Source organism: Nonlabens sp. Ci31 (genome assembly GCF_012974865.1).
In the GTDB taxonomy this organism is placed as follows: domain Bacteria; phylum Bacteroidota; class Bacteroidia; order Flavobacteriales; family Flavobacteriaceae; genus Nonlabens.
The window spans coordinates 1,859,975-1,884,401 of the sequence record NZ_CP043633.1 but is presented as its reverse complement, the minus strand read 5'-3'; the positions used below and the strand labels follow the sequence as shown (position 1 = coordinate 1,884,401).

At 37.0% G+C, this 24,427-nt stretch carries 15 protein-coding genes; 6 read left to right on the top strand and 9 right to left on the bottom strand.

The annotated features are described in order from the left end of the window. Window positions 1-247: 247 nt before the first annotated feature. The 5 genes from F0365_RS08285 to F0365_RS08265 form a co-directional block, all read right to left on the bottom strand. The gene (locus tag F0365_RS08285; protein WP_169933266.1) at window positions 248-649 is read right to left on the bottom strand and encodes a DUF4136 domain-containing protein; all 402 of its coding nucleotides are present in this window, start codon (window positions 647-649) and stop codon (window positions 248-250) included. Window positions 650-807: 158 nt separating this feature from the next. Continuing rightward, window positions 808-2,703 (bottom strand): 1,4-alpha-glucan branching protein GlgB, encoded by a 1,896-nt coding sequence (gene glgB, locus F0365_RS08280; protein ID WP_169933265.1) that lies wholly within the window; start codon window positions 2,701-2,703, stop codon window positions 808-810. A 3-nt stretch (window positions 2,704-2,706) separates the two neighbouring features. After that, window positions 2,707-3,972, bottom strand: coding sequence for a glucose-1-phosphate adenylyltransferase (locus tag F0365_RS08275; protein WP_169933264.1), 1,266 nt, complete (start codon window positions 3,970-3,972; stop codon window positions 2,707-2,709). A 2-nt stretch (window positions 3,973-3,974) separates the two neighbouring features. After that, window positions 3,975-5,381 carry a glycogen synthase gene (locus F0365_RS08270; RefSeq protein ID WP_169933263.1) on the bottom strand — a complete coding sequence of 469 codons (1,407 nt, stop codon included), beginning with the start codon at window positions 5,379-5,381 and terminating at the stop codon, window positions 3,975-3,977. Between the two features lie 84 nt (window positions 5,382-5,465). After that, a complete protein-coding gene (locus F0365_RS08265) occupies window positions 5,466-5,846 on the bottom strand; it encodes a hypothetical protein (protein ID WP_169933262.1) in 381 nt (126 codons plus the stop codon). Window positions 5,847-6,103: 257 nt separating this feature from the next. Between F0365_RS08265 and pelF the strand changes: the two genes are divergently transcribed. From pelF to F0365_RS08235, 6 genes are all read left to right on the top strand, one after another. Next, window positions 6,104-7,633, top strand: a complete 1,530-nt coding sequence (pelF, locus tag F0365_RS08260; protein WP_240961573.1) for a GT4 family glycosyltransferase PelF — start codon at window positions 6,104-6,106, stop codon at window positions 7,631-7,633. Continuing rightward, on the top strand, window positions 7,630-9,240 hold the full coding sequence (pelG, locus tag F0365_RS08255; RefSeq protein WP_169933260.1) for an exopolysaccharide Pel transporter PelG: 1,611 nt from the start codon (window positions 7,630-7,632) through the stop codon (window positions 9,238-9,240). The genes pelF and pelG overlap by 4 nt, the downstream gene beginning before the upstream one ends. A 13-nt stretch (window positions 9,241-9,253) precedes the next feature. Then, window positions 9,254-10,036: an endo alpha-1,4 polygalactosaminidase gene (locus F0365_RS08250; protein WP_169933259.1), complete on the top strand. Its 783-nt coding sequence runs from the start codon at window positions 9,254-9,256 to the stop codon at window positions 10,034-10,036. A 1-nt stretch (window position 10,037) separates the two neighbouring features. Beyond that, window positions 10,038-12,023 carry a hypothetical protein gene (locus F0365_RS08245; protein WP_169933258.1) on the top strand — a complete coding sequence of 662 codons (1,986 nt, stop codon included), beginning with the start codon at window positions 10,038-10,040 and terminating at the stop codon, window positions 12,021-12,023. 2 nt (window positions 12,024-12,025) lie between these two features. Further along, window positions 12,026-16,012, top strand: coding sequence for a DUF2194 domain-containing protein (locus tag F0365_RS08240; RefSeq protein ID WP_169933257.1), 3,987 nt, complete (start codon window positions 12,026-12,028; stop codon window positions 16,010-16,012). A gap of 114 nt (window positions 16,013-16,126) precedes the next feature. Beyond that, window positions 16,127-18,220, top strand: coding sequence for a T9SS type A sorting domain-containing protein (locus F0365_RS08235; protein ID WP_169933256.1), 2,094 nt, complete (start codon window positions 16,127-16,129; stop codon window positions 18,218-18,220). Window positions 18,221-18,908: 688 nt separating this feature from the next. Here the strand turns inward: F0365_RS08235 and F0365_RS08230 are convergent. The 4 genes from F0365_RS08230 to ftsA all read right to left on the bottom strand — a co-directional run bounded on the left by F0365_RS08230 (window position 18,909) and on the right by ftsA (window position 24,427). Next, window positions 18,909-20,123, bottom strand: a complete 1,215-nt coding sequence (locus F0365_RS08230; protein ID WP_169933255.1) for a tail fiber domain-containing protein — start codon at window positions 20,121-20,123, stop codon at window positions 18,909-18,911. A gap of 299 nt (window positions 20,124-20,422) precedes the next feature. Continuing rightward, window positions 20,423-20,869 (bottom strand): GatB/YqeY domain-containing protein, encoded by a 447-nt coding sequence (locus F0365_RS08225; protein ID WP_169933254.1) that lies wholly within the window; start codon window positions 20,867-20,869, stop codon window positions 20,423-20,425. Window positions 20,870-21,031: 162 nt separating this feature from the next. Continuing rightward, on the bottom strand, window positions 21,032-23,008 hold the full coding sequence (gene ftsZ, locus F0365_RS08220; RefSeq protein WP_169933253.1) for a cell division protein FtsZ: 1,977 nt from the start codon (window positions 23,006-23,008) through the stop codon (window positions 21,032-21,034). 87 nt (window positions 23,009-23,095) lie between these two features. Then, a complete protein-coding gene (gene ftsA, locus F0365_RS08215; protein WP_169933252.1) occupies window positions 23,096-24,427 on the bottom strand; it encodes a cell division protein FtsA in 1,332 nt (443 codons plus the stop codon).

Sequence of the window (24,427 nt, the reverse complement as noted above, 5' to 3'; positions counted from 1 at the left end):
AAAAAGACTGGCTATCACACCAATCTTTGATAAACTCTATTTATTTAAATTTTATTTCTTAGTCATCAATGGATATTTTTTAAAAATAGCATTGACCAAATTAGTCATGGCTGTTACATTAGCACTATCATAAATACTTGTGCTACTTAGACCTTTCCAGACCGTTTCATTAGTTTCTCGATCTACCAACTAAATAATAAGAGTACTTTCTTTATAATTATAGGTATCGGTATCATAACCTACTACTCTAGGAAAGGTAGTATAGCCTCTGTAATAATAATTGCTGTAATATGGATTTACACTTAGCCCTGGACGGTTGTAATACCCATAAGAAGCTATAAATAGGGTCTCTTTCCAATTCTGTCTCTTGATAGATCTTAGAACTGATGAGTAGCAGTAAATCTGGTTGATCCCGCTCTAATTCATAACCGGCATCTATCATATTATCATTTATGGCTTGAATGACCATACGATTTACACCGTCTTTGGCATTTTTATCTGGCATTTCCAAAGCTGCGTTGGGTACATATGAGAATGTACGGTACTTATCTAAATTGTCATTTGTAGGTTTCATTGCAGTCACCGCTGGTCCACAACCATATGTAATTAAAACGATTAATGCGATGGAAATTGATTTTATTAGTTTCATGTTTGTTTTTCTTTAAAATAAGAAAACCCAAAAGCTCCTTCCCATAAAAAAAGTCAATTGACAAGAGCTGTACGCTTTAAGTCCCTATTTTAGGATATTTTAAGAAAATTATACAATCAAACTCCTACACTAGATAAAAACACAAATCCCTTATTCTTCTAACCATAAACTAAAACCCCCAAAGGAGGCAATCGCAACTCTGCACTTTGCTTTCTATGTTGCCATTCTTTTTCTTGAGCGATAAAGGATTTTTTAACTTTAAAGTTGGAGCCACCATATTTAGAGTCATCACTATTAAACAGCAATTTATACTTCTTATGAGTTGGCACGCCTATGCGGTAATGCTCTCTGACTACCGGTGTCATGTTACAGACGATTACTAGATGAGAATCCTTTCCTTTTCTTATAAAACTGATCACTGAATTCTCGTGATCTTCATAAGAAATCCATTCAAAGCCCTCTATACTAAATTGCTTCTCGTGCAAGGCTTTTTCATTTTTATAAAGTTTGTTCAAGTCTTTTACAACCTCTTGAATTCCTTGGTGTGGATCATATTGAGTCAGGTCCCAGTCCAAACTCCCGTTAAAATCCCATTCTTCATGTTGTCCAAATTCAGATCCCATCATCATTAAGTTACCGCCTGGGTGAGTGAACATATAAGAATAGAGCAATCTTAAATTTGCAAATTTTTGCCATTCGTCTCCTGGCATTCTTCCCAGTATGGAGCTTTTACCATAAACTACTTCGTCATGAGATAAGGGCAACATAAAATTCTCCGTAAAGGCATAAGTCATCGAGAAAGTCAAATCGTCTTGATGGTGGCGTCTGTAAATGGGTTCTTTTTTAAAATATTGTAATGTATCATGCATCCATCCCATCATCCATTTCATCCCAAAACCAAGGCCGCCGACTGAAGTGGGTGCGCTTACCATGGGAAAGCTCGTACTTTCCTCTGCAATAGTTTGTGTATCTGGATAATTGAGGTAAACGGCCTCGTTCATTTCTTTAAGAAAAGCAATGGCTTCCAGATTTTCTCTACCTCCATAAATATTAGGGTCCCATTCTCCTTCTTCTCTGGAGTAGTCTAAAAACAGCATGCTGGCCACCGCATCAACTCTCAGACCATCAATATGATATTGATCGAGCCAAAAAAGTGCGTTAGAAATTAGAAAACTTTTTACTTCATTACGGCCGTAATTAAAGATCAAAGATTTCCAGTCGGGATGGTACCCTCTTTTTCTATCAGGATGCTCGTATAAATGTGTCCCGTCAAAATAACCTAATCCATGCGCATCCTCTGGAAAATGCGATGGCACCCAGTCTAATATGACTCCCAGGCCGGCATTATGACAAGCGTTAACCAATTCTTGGAATTCTTCGGGATAACCAAATCTTGCCGTAGGGGCAAAATAACCAGTGATTTGATAGCCCCAAGATGGATCATAAGGGAACTCCATGACTGGCATAAACTCGATATGTGTGAATTGCATCTCTTTCGCGTAAGCGACCAGATCCAAAGACAACTCTTGGTAACTCAAACTTCGATCTTCTTCTATCTTTTGTTTCCAGCTGCCCAAATGAACCTCATATACGGAGTATGGAGCATCAAGCGCGTTATTTTTCTTGCGCGACTTCATCCATTTTTGATCATTCCATTTGGGTTGATAATCGTACACCACACTTGCGGTACGAGGTGGATGCTCGCAACGACCTGCGTAGGGGTCAGCCTTTTCAGTTACCGTATTGTTGTGTGAAGATTGTATTTTATATTTATAGGTTGCGCCGTGTTTTACCCCTGGAATAAAGCCTTCCCAAATACCGCTGCTGTCCCATCTCACTTGAAGCTGGTGTTCATTTTCTGTCCAGAAATTAAAGTCTCCAATTACAGAAACGCTTTTGGCACTAGGTGCCCAAACGGCAAAATAGGTCCCTACTACCCCATTAACGGTCATGACATGAGAACCAAATTTCTCATACAATCTATAGTGCTTACCACTTTGGAATAAATCGATGTCAAAATCTGTAAAACGACTGTGTGCGATTACCTCAGCCATCATTTAAAGTGAAAAACCTTTAGGAATAACTGCGCCTTTCTTAATGACAACAATACCGTCTTTTACCACAAAATACTCCGTTTCTTGATCTTTTAAATGTGGCCCTCCATCGATTTTTACGTCATCTCCTATACGTACATTTTTATCGATAATGGTGTTTTTTATATAGCATCGATCCCCTATTCCTGCCAGAATCTTAATATTTGATGTTTCGATTTTCTCTAGGGATTCATAGTCATCATTACCCATCATATACGTATTGATTACCGTAGAATCTTTTCCAATTCTAGAACGTATTCCTATAACAGAACGTTCAATTTTGGCAGCTTGAATGATACAACCTTCAGCAATAACGGCCTTTTTTAGATGAGTGTCTGATATTTTTGAGGTAGGCAACAATCGGGCGTTGGTAAAAACACGTTGCTTATCGTCATAAAGATTGAACTCGGGGATGTCATCAGTAAGACCTAGGTTAGCTTCAAAAAACGATTCTATATTTCCTATGTCTGTCCAGTACCCCTCAAATTGATAGCTCCGTATTTTATGTTTACCAATTGCCTGTGGAATAATTTCTTTACCAAAATCAATAGTGCTCTTATCGTTCATGAGCTCTATCAATAGATCTTTATTAAAAATGTAAATCCCCATACTGGCGAGGTGATTCTTGCCCTGGTTTTTCATTTCATCACTTACTGGACTGGTCCAATCTGATAATAAACTTGTAACTGGCTTTTCAATAAACGAAGTGATGTTGTTGTCATGATCCGTCTTAAGAATACCAAAAGACGGTGCGTCTTTTTCATTTACAGGAATCGTAGCAAGAGATATTTTTACCCCTGCATCTATATGTGCTTGGAGCATTTCATTAAAATCCATTTGATACAATTGATCACCAGACAAAATTAATACATATTCAAAATCATGTCTCAAGACATGATGCATGCTTTGCCTAACAGCATCGGCAGTACCTTGAAACCAGCCTTTGTTGTCTGGAGTTTGCTCGGCAGCAAGAACATCTACAAATGCTGAGCTAAAAAAACTAAAATGATAGGTATTCTTAATATGCCTGTTTAATGAAGCAGAATTAAATTGTGTCAATACATACATTCTCTTTAAACCAGAGTTGATGCAATTGGAAATGGGTATATCAACTAATCGGTATTTTCCAGCGATATTTACTGCTGGCTTGCTTCTGGTTTCAGTAAGTGGATAAAGTCTTGTTCCTTGTCCGCCACCTAATATGATACTTAAAACTTTGTCATTCATCATAATCAGTCGGTTAATGAGTTATAGAGTTGTATATAGATTCTTGCAGATCGATCCCAAGAATGGTCTATGTTCATGATCTGTTTTCTCAATTTTTTAATTTTTACTTGATCTTTATAAAGGGTGGCTGCTCTTTTCACAGAAGATACTATTTGCTCCACCGTCGTATCGTCATGCATCAATCCAAAGCCGCCATCTTCTATATCCACGATCGTATCTTTTAACCCGCCAATACCTCTAACAATTGGAATGGTTCCATACCTTAAGGAATACATCTGATTGAGGCCACAAGGCTCTACTCGAGATGGCATAAGTAAGAAATCTGCTCCTGCGTAGACGATGTGTGATAATTTCTCATCATAACCTATGTGCAAATTGTATTTGCCTTTAAATTTTTCTTTTAAAGCAATCAACTGTTCTTCTGTTTTAGGATCTCCAGATCCTAATAACAAGATAGAAACATTTTGATTATTGAGCACTTGTTCAAAGGCTTCTGGAAAAAGATCGGAGCCCTTTTCATAAACCAGCCTGCCTATAAAGGCAAATAAGGGTTGATCTATATCTAGGTTATAGGTATCGCATAGCCATTTTTTATTGGCCTTTTTACCACTTGTATTTGTTGCTGCGGTATAATTCTTTACCAGATAAGAGTCAGTGACCGTATCCCAAACTTGTGTATCTATACCATTGAGAATCCCAACACATTTTGCAGACTCATGACTTAATAAACCTTCTAACCCATTAGCCTGATGTTTCAATTCTTCCATATAACTAGGAGAAACGGTGTTCACACGCCAGGCACATTTAATAGCGCAGGCGAGCGGATTTATATTACCATTCCAATCTAGCAGTCCTGCGTGCTCTGCATTAAAAGCAGGGATATAATCTATAAGTTCGTGAGAAAACCACCCTTGATACTGTGCATTGTGAATGCTCAGCACAGAGGCTGTATTTTTAAACAACTCAAAATCATAACAATATTGCATCATAAAAGGAACTAGTCCTGTATGATGGTCGTGGCAGTGAATTACGTCTGGCAGTTGCTTTTGTGTCCCTAACCATTGCAGCGCAGCAATTTGAAAGGCAGTAAATCTTTTGGAATCGTCGGCAGAATAAACGTAATCTTTAAAGAGCAATGCTGGAATATCAATCAAATAGAGTGTAAAACCCAAGTCTATGTCTACGAGCTGGAGAACGTTGAATTTATAATGTTCTTGAGCTAAATGGACACTCCCACTTCCAATGTTTTTAAAGCTGTGTGTTTTTGTAAAAGCAAGGTCATAAAAGGGCATAATGACACTCGCATTTTCTCCTTGACCATTTTGATATTTAGGAAGTGCCCCCACAACATCTGCAAGTCCACCTACTTTGGCGACTGGAAAACACTCTGCACTGATGTGGATGATATTCATAAAATTAAGTGGTTCGTTTACGGCATTTAAATTAAATCAATTCCGACAATAATTACTTACTTTATTTCAAATTAAAGGAACTTTTTACGTCCATAAAGATATTTGCTCCGTCGCCCAAACGATCGCTTCGTTCATATTTGAAAAGATCTTAAATGGTTTTGCGCTGAATTGCTTTTCATAATTTGCTGTACTTTGTTTTATCTCAGAATTTGCGACAATTCCTATCCCTAACAAATTATCAATTTCTGCTACTTTTAAATACACCAACGGATTAACAGAGTATGAATGGACTCTATTTCCTATATAAATCATTTTGCGATTTGAAAAATGTTTATTAATCATCGCTTTCAAGACTTGCGCATGATCTACCGTCACTATTTCTCCTTCTTTAATCTGGTTGATCAAATAATTTTCAAAAATAAAAACCTCCGAGTAACCCAAGTCGTAATAGCGTAATTCCTTCATATGTTAAGTTGGCTCTTAAATATACATTAATTTATAGAAAAGAAGATTTTTTTTGTTCCGCTTTCGCGAAAGCGGAATCTAAATAAGCATGATGTTTAACATTCAGATTGCTTTGAAATCAGCCCTGTTATTAACAACTAAAATAATTATAAATCATTTTTTTTGATCAAAATTATATATGTGTAGTGATTTTATTTTTAGTAATTATGTATGTTATTTCAACCCCCCCCTGTTTAATGACTAGAAATAAGAGTGTTATGCTAGTTACCGAAGGAACTTACCCATACAACGGTGGTGGTGTTTCTACTTGGTCACATATTTTGTGTACGGAAACTAAAAACACCGATTTTACGATCTATGCTATTAATGCTGCTTTTGAATCTGCTACCAAATACGATCTTCCAGTATCTGTAAAAAACATTCTTCAAATTCCGTTATGGACTCCAGATGAACCACATGATTATATCAGTTATGGAGACGAATATTATAAAACCATAGGCAAGAAAGTTTGGACGACTCGCAAACCCGTAAGCACCCAATTTACACCCTTATTTAAAGAGTTGCTAGAATTTATTTATAGTGATCAGAAAAACATTCCCTTACTAGACGAAATATTCAAAAAACTGTGGTTGTATTTTGAGGATTATGACTTTAAAGAAACCATGCGCCAGGAAGCTGTTTGGAAAGTTTATAAGGAAACCATTGAGAAAGTAGTTAAAAAAGAAAGAAACCCTGACGCTAGTCTTATGGACCTTACTATAGGTATGCGATGGATTTATAGATTTTTAATACCACTCTCCATTACCGATGTTCCTAAAGTTGATATAACTCATTTAACCCTAAGCGGCTTTGCGGTCATTCCAGCCTTAATTGCTCAATACAAGTACGGATCAAAGATCGTACTTACTGAACATGGTGTTTTTATCAGAGAACGTCTACTGGCTATCAATAGTTCTGAATACCCATTTTTTCTTAAAAAACTGCTCATTAATTTTTCTGAGGCTTTTTCTCGACTAACCTATTACAAAGCAGAAAAAATCATTTCTGTCAATGAATTCAATATCAAATGGGAACAACTTTACGGTGCACCTTTAGATAAGATAGAAGTTATTTATAACGGTGTGGATCACGAGCTGTTTAAGCCTAGAGAAAAGCCTGAACACTTAAAAGGAATTCCTACAGTAGTAGCTTTGGCGCGGATATTTGAGTTAAAGGATGTTTTAACCATGATTCGATCTTGCGCTTTCGCGAAAGCGAAACTACCCAACATACAATATCTGGTCTATGGAGATGATCAAGCTGTACCAGAGTATACAGCAGAATGTCTGGACTTGATAAAAAAACTGCAACTTGAGAATAATTTTAAATTAATGGGGCCAAGAAAAAACTCGCATCTGTTATTTTGCGAAGGAGATGTTTCCATACTCACTTCTATTTCTGAAGGTTTCCCATATACGGTAATAGAGTCTATGGCATCTGGCATTCCAGTCATCTCAACAGATGTAGGTGGCGTAAAAGAAGCCCTAGACGAAGGATCTGGATTTTTGTGTAAACCTAAAAATGCCGAAGAATTAGGGAATCGAGTGGTACAATTACTTCTAGATGAAGCTTTGCGTCGCTCCATGGGAATACATGCTAGACAGCGCGTATTAGATCATTTTACTTTAGACCTTTTTATCGATCAATATGAAAAGGCTTATGAGAATGTGTTGTCTTCTACTATTTTAGAATCCAACTCTTCTCAAATAGAAAATGCTCAGACCACTTACTCTACAACCAACTCATGAGCACACAAAAAACGGCCTTAGAGCAGCTCCTTGAGGATATCAAAGAACGCAATGGCAAACCTGTTAATGTCTTAGTAGTTGCCGCCTCTATTGAATCCCTTGGAATAAGAGATGTAGATGCTCAAACAGATTATGATTATCCGTCCATACTTGATCTGGCAAACTATATATTTCAAATTCTGGATCAAAAAGAATATTACCAACTTAAAAATGAAAAACAGACCAATGCAGGAATAAAAGAATACAAGCGTATTTCTATTAATGCTTATATGACTGGGCGCAGTCTTCTATTTGCTAAAGAATACAGCACGGGACTTTTTCATTTGCTGCCAGTAGCGCTACAAATTTTTGCTATTATATTTTTTGGCTTTTCGCTTTGGACCTACGTAGGATTTAATGACCTTCAATCTACGGCAGTGGTTTTTGGGGTCATCGTTGGACTCGTTGCGACTGGCGGTTTTGTGCAGGTCATAGGTAAACAAGTATCCTTTTATTGGTATAGTGAAGACTATTCCATGGCCTACGCATCTATAAAACAAATTGTGCTTTTAGGAATGAAAACAATGCTGCTGTTATTTATAGTCTCCGTAGCCATTAATTTCTTTATTCATCTGTATCCCTTTTTATTTATTTGCATTGTTTATGCGTACGGATTTTTAATAGGCTTATTTCTATTAGCTCTCGCTCCATTATATACTATTAAGCAGCGCTGGATGATCAGTGTCAGCGTTTTTGTAGCTACGGCACTCGCCCTTGCTCTTCACCTAACAACTGCCATCAACACCTATCTTATCCACTGGTTGTCCATAAGTATAGGGATTTTTATAGCTTTTTCTTACTTGTTTATTTTCTTTAAAAAATTAATTGGTTCTACTAAAGGAGTTCATAATAAAGCACCTAAAATGCTGCTGGCCATATACCGCAACCTGGATTATTTCTTGTACGGAGTCACTATTTACAGCTTTATATTTATGGATAGAATCATCGCTTGGTCCAGTCGCAGCGGTCGTAATTTTCCTTATGCTATTTACTATGAACCGGATTATGAAATAGGAATGGATCTTGCTATTTTGGTATTTTTCTTCCTTGCAGGTGTTCTAGAATACAGTGTTTCAGCATTTTCTCGATTGATGGATTACAGGCAGCGCACCATGATATTTGATCAAGTGGCGCAATTTAATAAGTCCATGTTGCAACTGTATTTTAAGAATATCAAAATTTTTGTTGGGACCGCTATCCTCATTGGTGTTTTGTTATACTTTATAATCACCCAGCCTTGGGGCTATGAAGCCGGTTTTGATGAACAACTCTCTGATTTGAGTATTCAAGTTTTTATAGTTGGAGCACTGGGCTATTTATTTCTTACCCTAGGCATGCTTAATGTGCTTTATTTCTACACCCTTAACCGTCATAAAGAGCCTTTGGCTGCCATTTTTATAGCTACTATAGTTAATCTTATCATAGGCTTGTTATTGAGCCGATTTTTTTCTTATGAATACGCTGTTATTGGTATGTTAATTGGTTCCATGACCTTTGCTGCATTAACCACAATAAAAGCGATCAGGTATTTTAAAAAATTAGACTATCACTTCTATGCATCCTATTAAACTCATTTTACTTATGACACTCTTAAGTGCTGCTAACTTAAGCCACTCGCAAAAACAACAGGGTAAGATTTTGTTTTGTTATGGAGATTTTTATCCTCAAGATATTAAAGGATATGATTATGTTATTGTAGAACCTACTTTTTTTAATACAGAAGATGTGCAGACTCTCAAATCCCAAAACAAGCATGTACTTGCCTATATAAGTTTAGGAGAGGTTAATGAGGCAGCCTCTCATTACGACGAGGTAAAAAACGAGACCATAGGAGTTAACAAACAATGGAACAGTCATACGTTAGACATTAGTGCTCCTGCAACTATAAATGCGTTAAAGAATCAAATAGAAGACCATCTTGCTGTTAAAAAATTCGATGGCCTATTCTTAGACAATATTGATAATTATACAGAATTTGGGTCTACTCCTCAGCTTAAAGATTCTTTAGTTGGTTTTTTAAAAGGTGTAAAGTCTCGCTTTCGCGAAAGCGTCATCATGCAAAATGCAGGCCTATTCATAATAGAAGATTTGCGTCCACTCATAGATCTTATTGCTGTGGAGAGTGTTGCTACTAATTACAATTTTGAGAAAGACACCTATCAATTACGCGATAAAAAAGATTATAAGGAGCGCCTGGATCGCATTAAAGAAATACAGAAATTACATAAAATTCCTATCATACTCATAGAATATGCAGATACCGAGAAACTAAAGAAAAAAATTAAGAGCCGGCTTAAAGCTTCCCAATTCGATCTATTTATAGGACAAATTGATCTCCAAAAAACACCGAGGTTTAAAAAGTAATATGGATATTTTCTATACACCATCTGTAGTAATAGGCCCTTTGCGACTGCTGCTTTTTATTCTCTTTATTTACGGCCTAAATATTATTGCTGTACGCAGGGTTTCGGCTAGTCGTGGCTTGGACTATTTCATGTTAAGGTATCCATTATTTATAAGCGGCCTGGTGATGATAACCTTAGTTTTAACACAACTCAACGCTTATGACATTATAGTTATTCTAGTCATTTTGCTATCCATTCTTTTACTCATTTTCTTAAATCTCAATTTTAAAAAATCATTAAGAGGGCAATTCAAAGAGATCAAAAAACGCTTGCTCCTTTATCTTTTAATTAAAAAGGAACGAAGAGAGTTCTTCTTGGATGTTAAAGGATTTAATAAAAAATTTGAAGTCAGAAAAAGCATTAATGACCCCAAGCTTTATAAATATTTAAAGTGGCAAGTTGGTGTAGGCATAGCACTCGCCATACTAGCCTTTGCATCGAGATATTACTTCTTTTATTTTGACAGCTACCTCTTATCTGACATTTGGTACAGCGATCTAGCCATCATTAAGGACATCAATCACAATCAGTATTTTTTCCATTCAGGCACTATGATGGGAGAGTCTTCTCTTATCAGTTTTTATAGCGATATTACCGGTATAACTCATGCTAATGCTTTAATTTCTTATGGATTAATAGAAAATGCTTTGCTTACGGTTTCTTTATTTTGGTTTGTCAACAAAATAACCAGTAGGCCTATTTTACCAGGTTTAATTACGGCACTTTCTTTTATTTTACTATACCCATTATTACCTCTTAACATCAATCAACTGACAGAATCTAAACCTATTTTTACAGGTTTGTCCATCATGCTTCCCTATATCATCTATGCGCTGCAACCTGTTCAGAACTTTGAAAACCCTAAGAAATTCTTCTATCACATGTTAGTCCTTTCCTTTGGGATCATTAACATCGATTTTATGTTGGGAATTTTTATACTTCCAGTAATTGTACTGACCGCTAGCCTTTATAATTGGAGAGAATCGCACCTTTATTCTTTAAAACTATTGTGGAGTTATGTCTTGGCCTTAGGGATTACAGCCTTGATTTATTTTATTTCGGCAAGTTTTCAAAATTATGATCTCTTGCTTTTTATAAAATCAAATTTATATTCCTCTAATACCTATAGCTATTTGCCACAACTCCTATTCAAAACTGATGTCTTGTATCAGATCGCCATAGGAGTGGTACTGGTCGTAGCTTTTATCACTGCTTATTTATCCTATAGAAAGAAGGCTTCTACTTCCCTATTTATAGTTAGTTTGTTGCTGTTGAGCTTTTTTCTTTTGAATAAAATTAATTTTTACTTTATAGATATAGATATCCTCAACCAGCTTCTTGCACCTAGCATTTGTATTTTAATAGGTATTACAGTATTCGTTAGTTACAGCGCCTTTTATGTCAAAATCCCTATGTGGTCTAAAATGCTGTTGACTACATGTGCTATAGTAAGTGTATTCCTATTTATGGATAATGGAACTCTGGTTAAATTTCCTAAAAAGAATCTAGTCAATGAGCAAATCATAAGAATCTATGATAAAATGGGAACAGAGTTATTGCCTTATTCCTACACAGTGGTCAACAATGAAAAAAATTCCAGATTGGGAGAAGGAAGACATTTTTTTACCAACTATAGAGAGTTTAACGAGAACTATCTTGTTCTAGATTCTACTTATCATTTGTATCGCAATAATTACAACTACTTAAAAGCTAACCCTGATGCTGTTATTCCTAATAGTGCTTTTGTATTTATCTATACCAAACAAGCTATAAGGGACCAGCGAAACAATCTCGATTTTCAGGAACAAGAAGTCACCTTAAAAATTATTGAAAAACTAAGAAAAAGAGGGCGTACGGTAAATCTCTATCGCAAAAGTTCTCAATTAGAAGTATTTGAAATCATCAATGAGCCTAAATCTAATAAAGTAGTAGACCTCCTTTTGTAACTATGAAAAATATTAAAATTTACAAATACGCCCTATTAATTATACTGGTCTCTTTCTTTCAAAATTGCGCAGTAGAACAAGAAGTCCCTGAAGTAGTTCAGGTTACTTATGACAAAGACAGTGACTTTCCATTAGTCATTGATTTTACTCGAGAAGGCAGCCTTAAAAAAGAAGTCAATCAAATTAGAAAAACACTTAACTACTCTAAAATACCTTATCAACAATCGGACCTTGAAAAGTTCAATAACAACCCTGTAATTCCGTCAACTGTTAGAGTAATTATCTTAAGAGATGTCAGCAGTCTTTCCCCAAAAACTATGGATAGTCTAGTGTTATTTATCGCTCGCGGAAACACTATTCTCCTACCTCAAATCTCTTACCACACAAATTTTGACTTTCTGGCCGGAATAAAACGCAACGCAGATAAAACAGAAAATTATAAAGCTCAAGGCTTTTCCTTTGACAACGATTTCCTACCTGGAATGAGAGGAAAAAAAACTGATGATAAAACAAAACACGACGGGTTTCAAAAAGATAACTTTAAGAAAAATGTGATTGTTTTAGCTACAGCATTTAACGAGCCTACCTATCCTACCATCCTAAAAAATAATATAGGTGCAGGTCAAGTCATTACTTTTAACCGGTTAGAAACACCATTAAAGGAGGGACGTGGTTTATTATTTAGCGCTATTTTAAGTGGCCTGCAAGGGGTTCCTTATACCGTAGCAAATGTGAGCACTATTTTTTTAGATGATTTCCCTACGCCACTTTATACTGGCAAAGAGGAGCCTATTGAAAGAGAATATCATATCAATTCAGCTGATTTTTACACTAAAATATGGTGGCCAGATATGTTGGCTTTGGCTCAAAAATACCAACTTAAATATACCGCTATTCCTTGCTTTGATTATCGCAACAGTGTAGAACCTCCCTTTTTATTTCCAGAATGGGATAATAGTTTAGATCCTTCTAATAGAACCCCTAGGCCAGATATTCTTATGAAAGATGTCGTCAAACAACATCACGAATTGGGATTTCACGGGTACAACCATCAATCGCTTGTAGCGTCACAGTGGCCTAACGAGGATTTTATGTTTACCGCATTAGAATCTGTTGTAAAAAAGTGGAAGGCATCTGAATATGGTACTTTACCTAGAACTTATGTACCGCCATCTAATAACATCGATTATATAGGAATAGAGGCTTTAAGCATAGGAATGCCATCTGTTAAAATAATGAGCAGTTTGTATTTGGGAGACTTTGAAGATGGAGGAGGACGCGAGTTTGACCTGGAGCCCTACAATTCTGACCTTTACGATTTCCCTAGAATAAGTAGTGGTTATGTCATCGAAGAACAGACCGTATTTGATCATCAGTCCTTATTTCTATACACAGGTATCTGGTCTCATTTTATACATCCAGATGATGTCTATCAAATTCCTAAAGAAACCAACTCTGATAGAAAGGGGAATTTTGAGTATAGAAACAAAAATTCTTATGGATGGAAAAATTCAGCTGATGGTAGTCCAGGATTACTTCCTAGGTTTGAAAACTATATCAAGCAAATAAAAAAGCAATATCCTTTAATGCGATCTTTAACTACAGAAGATGCCGTAATTAAAACAAAACAGTGGAGAAATTCAACTTTAGTTTATAAAGTGACCGATCAACAATTAGAGGTAAGGAGTACCGCTGGAACAGCACAGTTCTGGATGATGTATATAGAAGGTCACTTGGTGAAAGACTTTGAAAACCTCCTTAAAAAAAGAGAACTTTACTTTAGCTCCACTAATTTACATGATGGGAAATTATTTATGGTTGAAACTGCTGGCTCTAGCCTCGTAATACCTAGCCCGTTTTTAAGCCCTGCTCCTAGCGGTACATTTACTGCTGACAAGGCTATTGTTGACTATAAAAAGTACCTCAGCGATGAAATAGAATTTACCGACACCAACGAAGAAATTGCTTATTATGTAGCAAATGAGAACCTATCAAAAGCTATTTCGGTTTTACGTGAAAAAATAGTCCAGAATTCAAGTTTTAGCAATAACGACTGGATGGCGCTGCATACCTACTCCATCTGGAATGAAGAGCCCAATCAATTTTGGAGCTTTCTAAATGAAGAATATGTAAAAAGCAACAATGAAATGCTAGTGACGCTTTCGCGAAAGCTTACACAACAGAGCGACTACCCTGACTTACCAACGCGTCAATTGTGGATGGAACGAAAAATGGAGCTTTTCCCTGAAGACGAGGCTCTTAAAAAGCTATACCAAGATTCTTTTAAACCATCTGAGGAAAAGGACCTTTCTGATCAAGAATTACTACAAGCAATAGTCAAGAATAAATCCTCTGAAAAGGCTGAGTTATTATCTGTTTTAATGGACCAAAATGAGGACTTGGCCAGTACCTACCTTATAAAGCTTCAACCTTGTGAAGACAAGTCGTTGCATCAAATAGCAAACAAAATAGCACAAAGCTTTGCCGATAGAGACAATTACGAACTTGCTTTAAAATGGGCAGACTGTGCATCTAATTTAGAGGCTGAAACTACTACCGCGTGGCGCATAAGTACAGGAGATAAGGAGGCTTTAAAAAGCGCTGATTATCCCGCCTATTTAAGTTACTTACTAGAAAAAAATCCTTCAAAAGCCTTGCAGGAATTGATTTCTAAAAATCCTTGTCAGCAACCTAAATTACTTTCTATAGCATCAGATATTGCTTATGCTTATGGAAACATAGGGTCTTATAGGAAAGCGATTGCTTGGTCTCAATGTGTTCCAGATTTTAGTATTACAGATCGTTTGCAATGGAATGCAGAATTGGGTAATTATGAGGAGATGACCTCGATTTATGATACCTATATAAAATCTAACAAAAGAGACCCGGATATTGAATCTTACATGGCTACTGCTTTTAAGTCCGCAGGTTTATACGACAAGGCCTTTGCAATTACTTCAAAAATGCTTGAAAGTGAACAAAGAAAACTACTAGTTGTATCTCTGAACCAAGATTTTAGAGATTTAGAATTACCACAACAAGAGCAACTTGCTCTTTCCTATCCAGAAATAGTAGACGCCGAAAACAAAAGAAGGCTGAAAAATGAATTGCGACCTATTAAAGGAACCTTTATAGAAACACAATCTGATCTTTTGACAGATCAACTAAATCCAACATCCTTAAATAATTCCATAAGCTATTCTTTTACCGACCGTAAATGGCAGCGGCACAAAATAGGAGTTAATCAAGCGAGAGCTTATCAAATCAATATCAATGAAGAGAACATTAATAATCGAGATCATGATCTTCTGGGTGTTAGATATAGCTTTAAATCTAAAGAGGTTTTTAAAAAAATCAACTACTCTGCTGGCTTAGGTTTGAATTATGATCTGACAGATAAAAAGCTTTTTTACGAGTTACAAGCAGGAATTTCCTTACCTCTAGATAGTTTATATAGTTCGGCACAATTTTCATTAAGGCCCGCTATAACTGGACCTGCTTATAGTTTAGATATATATAGAGCTCAATGGAGTGTTTATGAAGAATTACAAATGCGAGGAAGCTATCAAGCAGTACTAAGTATGGAAGGAAACTATTTTACAGACGGTGCTATAGACGGCTTATTATTAGCTAGGTTAGGGAAGAAGCTTAAACATGGTAACTCTGTGCTTCAACCTTATGCAGAAACTGCTGGAATGCTAGGTAATAGAGACAATAGTGCTGGCTACCCCTATTGGACAATCAAAGAACGATTGTATGGAGGTGTTGGGATGGAATACAATTTTAAAAATCCTAGAAATAAATTAGATATTACCCTGAATGCAGGCGGGTTTTTGGACACCTTCTCCGGCAGTTTTCTGAGGTATGGAGGAAAGGTCTATTATCCTATTTCTGATCGATTCATATTGACTAGTAACGCAGAGTTTTTTACTCTAAAAGATTTTTACAGTAATAACTTCCTTTTGGGACTCCAATATTATTTAGATTAAATTTTTTATAGGTTCTATTAGACTTTTAAAGAGGTAAAGAAAAAGGAGGCATTTAGGTTTTAATTGCAGAATAATTTATACATTGATCTCTAATTACCAAATTGATAAAAAATTATGAGCAAAATTACATTTATAATATGCATGCTTTTTACCTCCTTAGGGTTTGCGCAATTATTAGAAGATTTTGAAGGACCAACATTTCCAACAAGAAGCGCAGCAAATGGAGCACCTGTACCTACCATCGTAGCAGATCCAGGTCCAGGAGGAATTAACGGTGATGTTCTTGAAATAATCACCACTAATGCAGGTCAACCATGGCAACAGGCTAATTTAATATTACAAAATGGAAATCTTGATTTAACAGGCACAGATAAACTTGTTTCTGTTGATTGGTATTCAGCAGCGCCTTTTGATGGATTTATTAGAGTTGACAATCGCATATCAGGCACAATCGCAGCAGGAACTGCCGAAGCTGCACATCCAGGAGGAGGCTGGCAAACACTTGTTTTTGACTTTACTAACCAAGCACAGCCAAGTCAAACTGGAATGGTCGCACCTAATGGAGTTTATCAAGAAATGTATTTTTTTAATCTTTGGAATATAGGCGCTGGAGACTTTAACAGCCCAGCCGTTGCATCGACAACTTACATAGATAATATACGTAAAGGCCTTCCGCCTCCTCCGGACACCGATTGGACAGGCGCCACAAATACAGGTTGGAATACCTCATCAAATTGGAGTAATGGCGTACCCGTCCCCAATTCCTTTGTGACTATACCAAACACCGCAAATGATCCCATAGCTGCAGGTGCCGTTAGCATAGCAGGTATGTTGATAGAACCAGGTGCCGCCGCAACCATAAATGGCGCTGTAACTAGTAGTGATGTAATTACCGTTTCTGCTGGTGCTTCATTTATAGCCCCTGCATCCGTTTCTGGAACGGTGACTTATGAAAGGAATCTGAATTCGACTAATTGGCATTATATTTCTAGTCCAGTAGTTGGACAAGATGTAGATGATTTTGTTGCGGCTTCAGGTCTTCAGGCAGGAGGAAGCAACATCAGTTTTTGTACGTTCAATACCGCTACAAATGACTGGGATTTTTATCAAAGTGGAACTTCTAATGCAAATGTTTTAAATGATGGTCAAGGATATATTGTCAATTTAACAGCAGCCTCAGGAGGTATTTCTTTTACTGGAACTATGAATGTAGGTGATGTAACTAAAACGCTTACCACAACTGGAGAAGGTTACAATCTATTAGGTAATCCATATACGTCATACATAGATAGTGGTGCCTTGTTATCTGGAAGCTCAGGATCTTTATTCTCAGAAACCATTTGGGTTTGGGATCAATTTACCGATAGTTATACCACTTATGTATCTATAGAAAATTTTCAATTAGCGCCAGGTCAAGGGTTCTTTATTCAATCTAATGGAGCAGCAGGAAATGTCGCAATAAATGAAGCCTTCCAAAGTCATCAAGGGACAGACACCTTTTTAAGATCATCTGGCAGAACAGAAGTCAATCTCACTCTTTCTGATGGCTCCAACACAAAAAGCTGTAAAATATTTTATATAGGCGGTACTACCACTAGTTTTGATAATGGTTACGACGGACCGAAGTTTCGTGCTTTCCCAGAGCCTTTTTCTATTTATACACATTTGATCACCAATGGATTTGGAAGAGACATGGGTGTTCAGTCATTACCAAATAATGACTACGAAAATTTAATTGTTCCTGTAGGTATTGACGCTACTTCTGGAACACCAATTACTATCTCTGCTAACTCTGAACATCTTCCTATAGGCATTAACCTATATCTTGAAGACAGACAGATGAATACATTTACATTATTAAATGCTACTTCAGATTTCACCTTAACACCTGCGACTGATTTAAATGGGACCGGGCGTTTCTATTTACGCACTACCAATAGTGTACTAAGCACAAATGAGACTGCATCAGCTTATGATTTAGAAATTTACACCAGTGATGCTAGGAAGGAATTGATTATTCAAGGACAATTATCTGGTAGCACAAATGCAAATCTCTATGACTTAAAAGGCAAATTGGTATTAAGTAAAGAATTAGAACAAACAAGCAATTCAAATGCTTTAGATGTTTCTAATTTGAGCAGTGGCCTTTATATCATAAAAGTAGACAATGGCCTTCTTTCTAAAACAGAAAAAGTAGTTATTAGGTAATATACTTTGAATAATAAGTGAATTAAGAAACATCTAATTCCGTTAGCTTAAAGTCTTAAGCCTCTAATCAGTTGAAATGGTTAGAGGCTTGTTTGTTTTAAATAAGCTCAGTTTTATAGCCACCTTTCCTATTTCATTTGGAACTGGACAGCGCTATAGAAGTATGAGCACAACAGATCTGTACTCCCTTGGATTGGTTAACTGGCCATTAGAGGTGTTTTAAAGAGCTTTAGCCTACTTAAAAAACAACGTTGGAAGTGAATGCCACCCAACCTTTACAAATCATTTACCCAGCTCCTAATAAGTAACAAAAATGATATCATGCCGCATTTGTATTTGTATTTGTATTTGTAAAAATGCTTTGCTTTGAGTTTATCCAAACTCCTAAATACAAATAGAAATAGGAGAACCAATCACGCAAATACATCTCGACTAAGAACTTGAAACTAACGAACTGTATTTTACAAGAGGAATTCACCGAGACTTATTTGACAAATTGCCACAATCTAGGAGAGGTAAAAGATACTCCGATCTTTAGGCGTTTGAGGACAGAGGGTCTTTATACCAAGAAAGCCTTCGTACTAAAGGTTTAAATTTTTTCAAAGAAGCTAATGAGTAACCTATTAAAAAGACCTGATTTGTATTTGTACAAATCAGGTCTTTTTAATTTCTGAGAAGTTTAATGAAATTATTTATTTTCTAAAGCCTCTAAGCGTTTTAGTATGGCAGCATTTACTGCCTTTAATTCTTCGTTATCCTTTTGAAGTTCTTCTATGATAACTTGTTGCTCTTGTACCGCTTTTACAGTAATAGATATAAAATCATTGTAACGAACACCATACATTCCTTCAAGATCCTTTGAGATGATAGCATTATTTTGATCACCAGCAGCAATTAAAGCCCCTTCGAGTTCTTGCGCTATAAATCCATACTCTGTTTTTTTGTTTTCATCATTTTTTCTAACATAAGAAACTGGTCTTAGTGTTTGTAAAAAATCTAATCCCAAACCAGAATCTTTGATATTATCTTTCCATCTTCTATCTGAAGTAGTCGTCCAAGCTATTTGTGTTGTAGCCGTCCCTATAGTTGTATTTCCGATTCTTATGCTATTACTCGCTGGTACTGGCGCACTATCACCAATCACAATCCTATTAGTCCCTCCAGCTGGAGCTCCTCCAAAAGAACTCCCGATAAATATACTATTGGTAGCATTTGTAACATTAACCTCTGTCCCAATGACAATATTTCTTTGACCAGTAGTGACGTTAGCATTCCTGCCCATCAAAATATTAAAATTACCACTAGAAGATCCAGACCCTGCACCTTCTCCTATAGCTGTATTATTATTACCTGTATTATTTCTTAAAGCACCAACACCCACAGCAGTATTTTGCGCTCCTGGAGAAGCGTTTATCAAAGCCCCTAGACCGTATGACGCATTTGTACCGCCAATTCTTCCAGCTACATCGCCATTTCTTATAAAAGTCACATCAACAGGAGTTGTTGTCCCTAAAAAATTGGTACCCTCTACAATATCATCATTTCCAACTGTTAACCAACCTGCAGCAACTGCGGTCGGTGGATCAGGCGGCGGCGGTGGACCAGAACTTGCATCAGTTCCTAATCGCACCCATGGTCCAGTAGGGGAATTCAGGTAGTAAAAACCTGGACTAACATCTGTGGTACCTGAGGCTGGTGTTATATTATATACAAGTTCTGATGCAATAGGTGTCGTCACGGTGACCGTTGTTGTATTTACCAATGCAACCCTAGGGATTAATAGACCATCTGTTGTAGAAGTTACATCCAGAGCTCCATTAGGAGTTATTGTGCCGATACCGACTTGAGCACTTAATGTAAACGTAAATAATAAAGCAAATGATAGGTGTAAAAATGATTTCATAGGGCGTTTCAGGAATAAATTTTCAAATCTCAAGCTATTGAAATTTGTTAGCTTTATAAAAATAGAAAATTACACAACTATTACCTCCATAAATGAGAAATCCTTGCTAAATTAGAATATCTATTTAGATTATCTTGATTATTTGCACTTCATCTGTTTTTTATGCACTCTTTAACGATGAATAAAAGGATAAGGAGGCCGTGAGAACATACTCACGAGCAATAAAATTGCTCTGTTACCCCAAAAATAAAAATGGCTGCAATAAATTGCAGCCATTTTAAATGAAGCGAAGTATAAGATTAAGTCAGTTGTGCTTTTACAACCGTACTTATGGTTCTCCCATCTGCTTTTCCAGCGAGTTCTTTATTTGCCATTCCCATGACTTTACCCATATCTTTCATTCCTGCGGCACCTGTTTTAGCTATGATAGCCGCGACCGCTTTTGTTATTTCTTCTTCACTGAGTTGTTCTGGTAAAAATTGCTCTAAGACTGCTGCTTGAGCGAGTTCAGGCTCAGAGAGGTCTTCTCTATTTTGCTCTGAAAAAATAAGAGCACTGTCCTTGCGTTGTTTTACTAATTTTTGAACCAATTTAACTTCCTCTTCTTCGGTCAACCCCTCGCTAGTGCCTGATGTTTTAGCTATTAAAATCTCGCTTTTTACTGCTCTTAATGCTGCGAGAGCTGTTTGATCTTTTGCTTTCATGGCCTCTTTCATGGCTGTCATGATATCTTTCTCTAAACTCATAATCTTATTTTTATAGTATTGATAAAGTCTTCTATATGGTTAGGGTAAATTGCTAGATCTACATACTCTTATCCACCAACCAAAAATACGCTATTGTAAAACATAAAAAAAACCAAATACCATTACCGTATTTGGGTTTTTTGTGTTTTATAGAAACTATTTCTAATCTACATTATCATGTAAAAAAGAATTGTTATTAGGTCGCAATTGGATCTCGTTATTCTCATCTGTAGAAAGTGTTGTTCTCGATCTGTCTCTTTCTTCAGGTAATTTATCCAGTTCCACACCATGCCTTAAATAAGCGGGTTGCTTCTCTATCTCATCTAATCTATGAGAGCTCTTGAACTTAAAATTATAAGCGTGCATCTTGCGCTTGCGTTCTTCTGCTCTAAGTACTAAAGCTTCATTAAGAGGCAGGTCAGTAGGGTCTACATTTTTACGCACCTCTTGATCGGCTTGTTTAGGTGGTTGCTCCACGTCTTTTGTCAGGATCCTTATTTCTGGCTCTGCTACCACATTCTCTTTGGATTCTTTAGGTTTTGCAGAGTTCAATTGCTCTTCTACTTCCATATAGTCTTCTAGAGAATACTTTTTTTCACCTTCTTCAGAAAACTCTGTTACTGGAACCACATTAATAGGATCGTTTACTTCAATATCATCTAATTGGTAGGTAATAGCAGGCGCATCTTTGTCTTTTAACTGTGCTGATAAAGGCATGTCAAAATCTAAGAAAAATTGGTCTTCCTCTTCTTCCTCTGTGATTTCTGAAGTTATTTCTATAGATTTTACTTCTTTGATAACAAATTCCTGCGTCTGTTCCAGTACTTCTTCGTGCACGACATTGAGGTCTTTTATTAACTCTGTGGTAGGAATCAATGTGTTTTCTTCTACTACCGGTACAATTGTTTCCTCTGCCTCTTCATCACCTAGTTCATGAACGATAATTAATGGCTCAGCAGGTTCTGAAGGTTGCACTGTTTTTGGTGGTTGTTCCGCTTTCGCGAAAGCGGGATCCTCTTCTATCTCCTCGCCCAAGTCCATGATCAATTCACCAGGGATAACATTTCTAGTCGTCTCTTCCAAAATTGCTGTGGCACGCTGCTCTTCTTCCAGTGTGTGGATAATGCGCTTAGCTTCTGTATTTGATATCTCATTTTGTTGCTCTACATCAAATCCTGTAGCAATAACAGTGATGGAAATCGCGTCGCCTAAAGCTTCGTCTTCTCCTACACCCATAATGATATTTGCTACTCCTCCAGCCTCATTCTGGATGTGTTCATTTATTTCACCTATTTCATCAATGGTAATTTCTTCGGTACCAGAGACGATCAGTAACAACACATTTGTAGCGCCTTCAATTTTATTATCATTCAACAAAGGAGAGTCTAAAGCTTTAAGAATTCCTTCTTGAGCTCGGTTAGAGCCAGTTGATTGTGCACTTCCCATTATAGCAGTACCGCTATTTGCGAGTACTGTTCTTGCGTCATGTAAATCAATGTTTTGAGTGTAGTGATTTGTGATCACCTCAGCAATACCTCTTGAGGCAGTAGCTAGTACCTCATCAGCTTTAGAGAATCCTGCTTTAAAACCTAGGTTTCCATAAACATCTCTCAATTTATTATTATTGATAATGATCAATGAGTCTACACTTTTACGGAATTTTTCAATTCCTTTTTGCGCTTGCTCATTTCGTACTTTTCCTTCAAAATGGAAAGGCGTCGTCACAATACCTACGGTAAGAATATCCATATCGCGAGCGATTTGTGCAATTACCGGCGCAGCACCTGTTCCAGTTCCTCCACCCATTCCTGCGGTGATGAATACCATTTTAGTATTAGAATCTAAGAGCGCCCTAACGTCTTCTATGCTTTCTTGGGCTGCGCGTTCTCCTACTTCAGGATTTGCTCCAGCTCCTAAACCTTCCGTTAAAGTTACTCCTAGTTGTATTTTATTAGGTACTGGGCTATTTTCAAGCGCTTGCGAATCTGTGTTACAGATGACAAAATCTACTCCTTTAATCCCCTGCTGGTACATGTGCTTGATGGCATTGCTACCACCACCACCTACTCCGATGACTTTGATTACGTTTGATTTGTTTTTAGGCAAATCAAAAGCGATGCTGTTAAATTCTTCACTCATAATATGGCTACTTTATGGTTTAAGCTTTGTGGTCGTTTCACCACGATATTCCTATTAATCTGTTGCAAGCGAGCAATCTTAACTGCATTACTCTGCCTTATCAAGAAACTCTTTAAACTTAGTTGCCCAAGTATCAAAAATTCCTTTCTTTTTCACTTCTTCCGAAATAGTTGAAGATTCTTCTTCTGTTTCTTCTCCTTCTTCTGTTGGTTGCTCTAGAACGGTTTCTTCTACTACTTCTTCCTCATCTTCTTCATATTTTCCTTCCAGGCCTTTCATTACCAATCCTACTGCTGTTGCAAATAATGGACTGGTACTTTCTGTATCGCTATCGCCGGCGAGGTGTTCATTGGGATATCCTATTCTGCTAGGCATTCCTGTCACATACTCTGCGAGTTGTTTGATATGCTTTAACTGGCTTCCTCCACCAGTTAACACCACTCCTGCGATCAATTGTTTTTTAGGCTCATCATGACCGTAGTTTTTAATCTCTACAAAAACTGTTTCTAAAATCTCAATAACACGAGCATGAATGATCTTACTCAAGTTTTTAAGTGTGATCTCCTTAGGCTCGCGACCTCTTAATCCAGGAATGGAGACTATTTCATTTTCTTTATTCTCTCCAGGCCATGCACTACCAAATTTTGTTTTGAGCAGCTCAGCTTGTTTTTCTATGATCGAGCAACCTTCCTTAATGTCCTGAGTAATGATGTTACCCCCTTGAGGAATTACTGCCGTATGCCGTATGATCCCATCTTTAAAAATGGCTAGATCTGTGGTTCCACCACCTATATCGATTAAGGCAACTCCAGCTTCTTTTTCTTCTTGACTCAAGACCGCATCAGCACTTGCAAGTGGCTCTAGAGTTATTCTCTTTAATTCAAGATCGGCACTTTTTACACACCTATAAATATTGCGTATAGAGGCTACTTGACCTACTACTACATGAAAATTTGCTTCTAAACGACCACCGTACATTCCTACCGGCTCTTTCACGTCTGACTGTCCATCAATTTTATATTCTTGAGGCAGTACGTGAATGATTTCTTCTCCAGGAAGCATCACCAATTTAAACACTTGATTACAAAGCGTTGCAATATCGTCTTGGTCGATAACGACTTCACTATCTGCTCTGGTGATGTAATCGCTGTGTTGTAAACTGCGTATATGTTGTCCCGCAATCCCTACGGTTACCTCTTTTATTTTAATCCCACTTACCGTTTCTGCCTGGCTTACGGCTTGTTGTATGGAGGTAATGGTTTGCGTTATATTATTTACCACTCCGCGATGAACTCCCAAACTTTTTGATCTCCCTACACCTAGAATCTCAAGTTTGCCGTATTCATTCTTACGACCGATCATAGCTACAATCTTAGTTGTACCTATATCCAGTCCTACTGCATATTCTTGTTGTTCCAT

Bases quoted from the DNA above. Each gene is read 5' to 3' on its own strand.
- F0365_RS08285 (WP_169933266.1), bottom strand. From the start codon at position 649: ATGAAACTAATAAAATCAATTTCCATCGCATTAATCGTTTTAATTACA.
- glgB (WP_169933265.1), bottom strand. From the start codon at position 2,703: ATGGCTGAGGTAATCGCACACAGTCGTTTTACAGATTTTGACATCGAT.
- F0365_RS08275 (WP_169933264.1), bottom strand. From the start codon at position 3,972: ATGATGAATGACAAAGTTTTAAGTATCATATTAGGTGGCGGACAAGGA.
- F0365_RS08270 (WP_169933263.1), bottom strand. From the start codon at position 5,381: ATGAATATCATCCACATCAGTGCAGAGTGTTTTCCAGTCGCCAAAGTA.
- F0365_RS08265 (WP_169933262.1), bottom strand. From the start codon at position 5,846: ATGAAGGAATTACGCTATTACGACTTGGGTTACTCGGAGGTTTTTATT.
- pelF (WP_240961573.1), top strand. From the start codon at position 6,104: ATGCTAGTTACCGAAGGAACTTACCCATACAACGGTGGTGGTGTTTCT.
- pelG (WP_169933260.1), top strand. From the start codon at position 7,630: ATGAGCACACAAAAAACGGCCTTAGAGCAGCTCCTTGAGGATATCAAA.
- F0365_RS08250 (WP_169933259.1), top strand. From the start codon at position 9,254: ATGACACTCTTAAGTGCTGCTAACTTAAGCCACTCGCAAAAACAACAG.
- F0365_RS08245 (WP_169933258.1), top strand. From the start codon at position 10,038: ATGGATATTTTCTATACACCATCTGTAGTAATAGGCCCTTTGCGACTG.
- F0365_RS08240 (WP_169933257.1), top strand. From the start codon at position 12,026: ATGAAAAATATTAAAATTTACAAATACGCCCTATTAATTATACTGGTC.
- F0365_RS08235 (WP_169933256.1), top strand. From the start codon at position 16,127: ATGAGCAAAATTACATTTATAATATGCATGCTTTTTACCTCCTTAGGG.
- F0365_RS08230 (WP_169933255.1), bottom strand. From the start codon at position 20,123: ATGAAATCATTTTTACACCTATCATTTGCTTTATTATTTACGTTTACA.
- F0365_RS08225 (WP_169933254.1), bottom strand. From the start codon at position 20,869: ATGAGTTTAGAGAAAGATATCATGACAGCCATGAAAGAGGCCATGAAA.
- ftsZ (WP_169933253.1), bottom strand. From the start codon at position 23,008: ATGAGTGAAGAATTTAACAGCATCGCTTTTGATTTGCCTAAAAACAAA.
- ftsA (WP_169933252.1), bottom strand. From the start codon at position 24,427: ATGGAACAACAAGAATATGCAGTAGGACTGGATATAGGTACAACTAAG.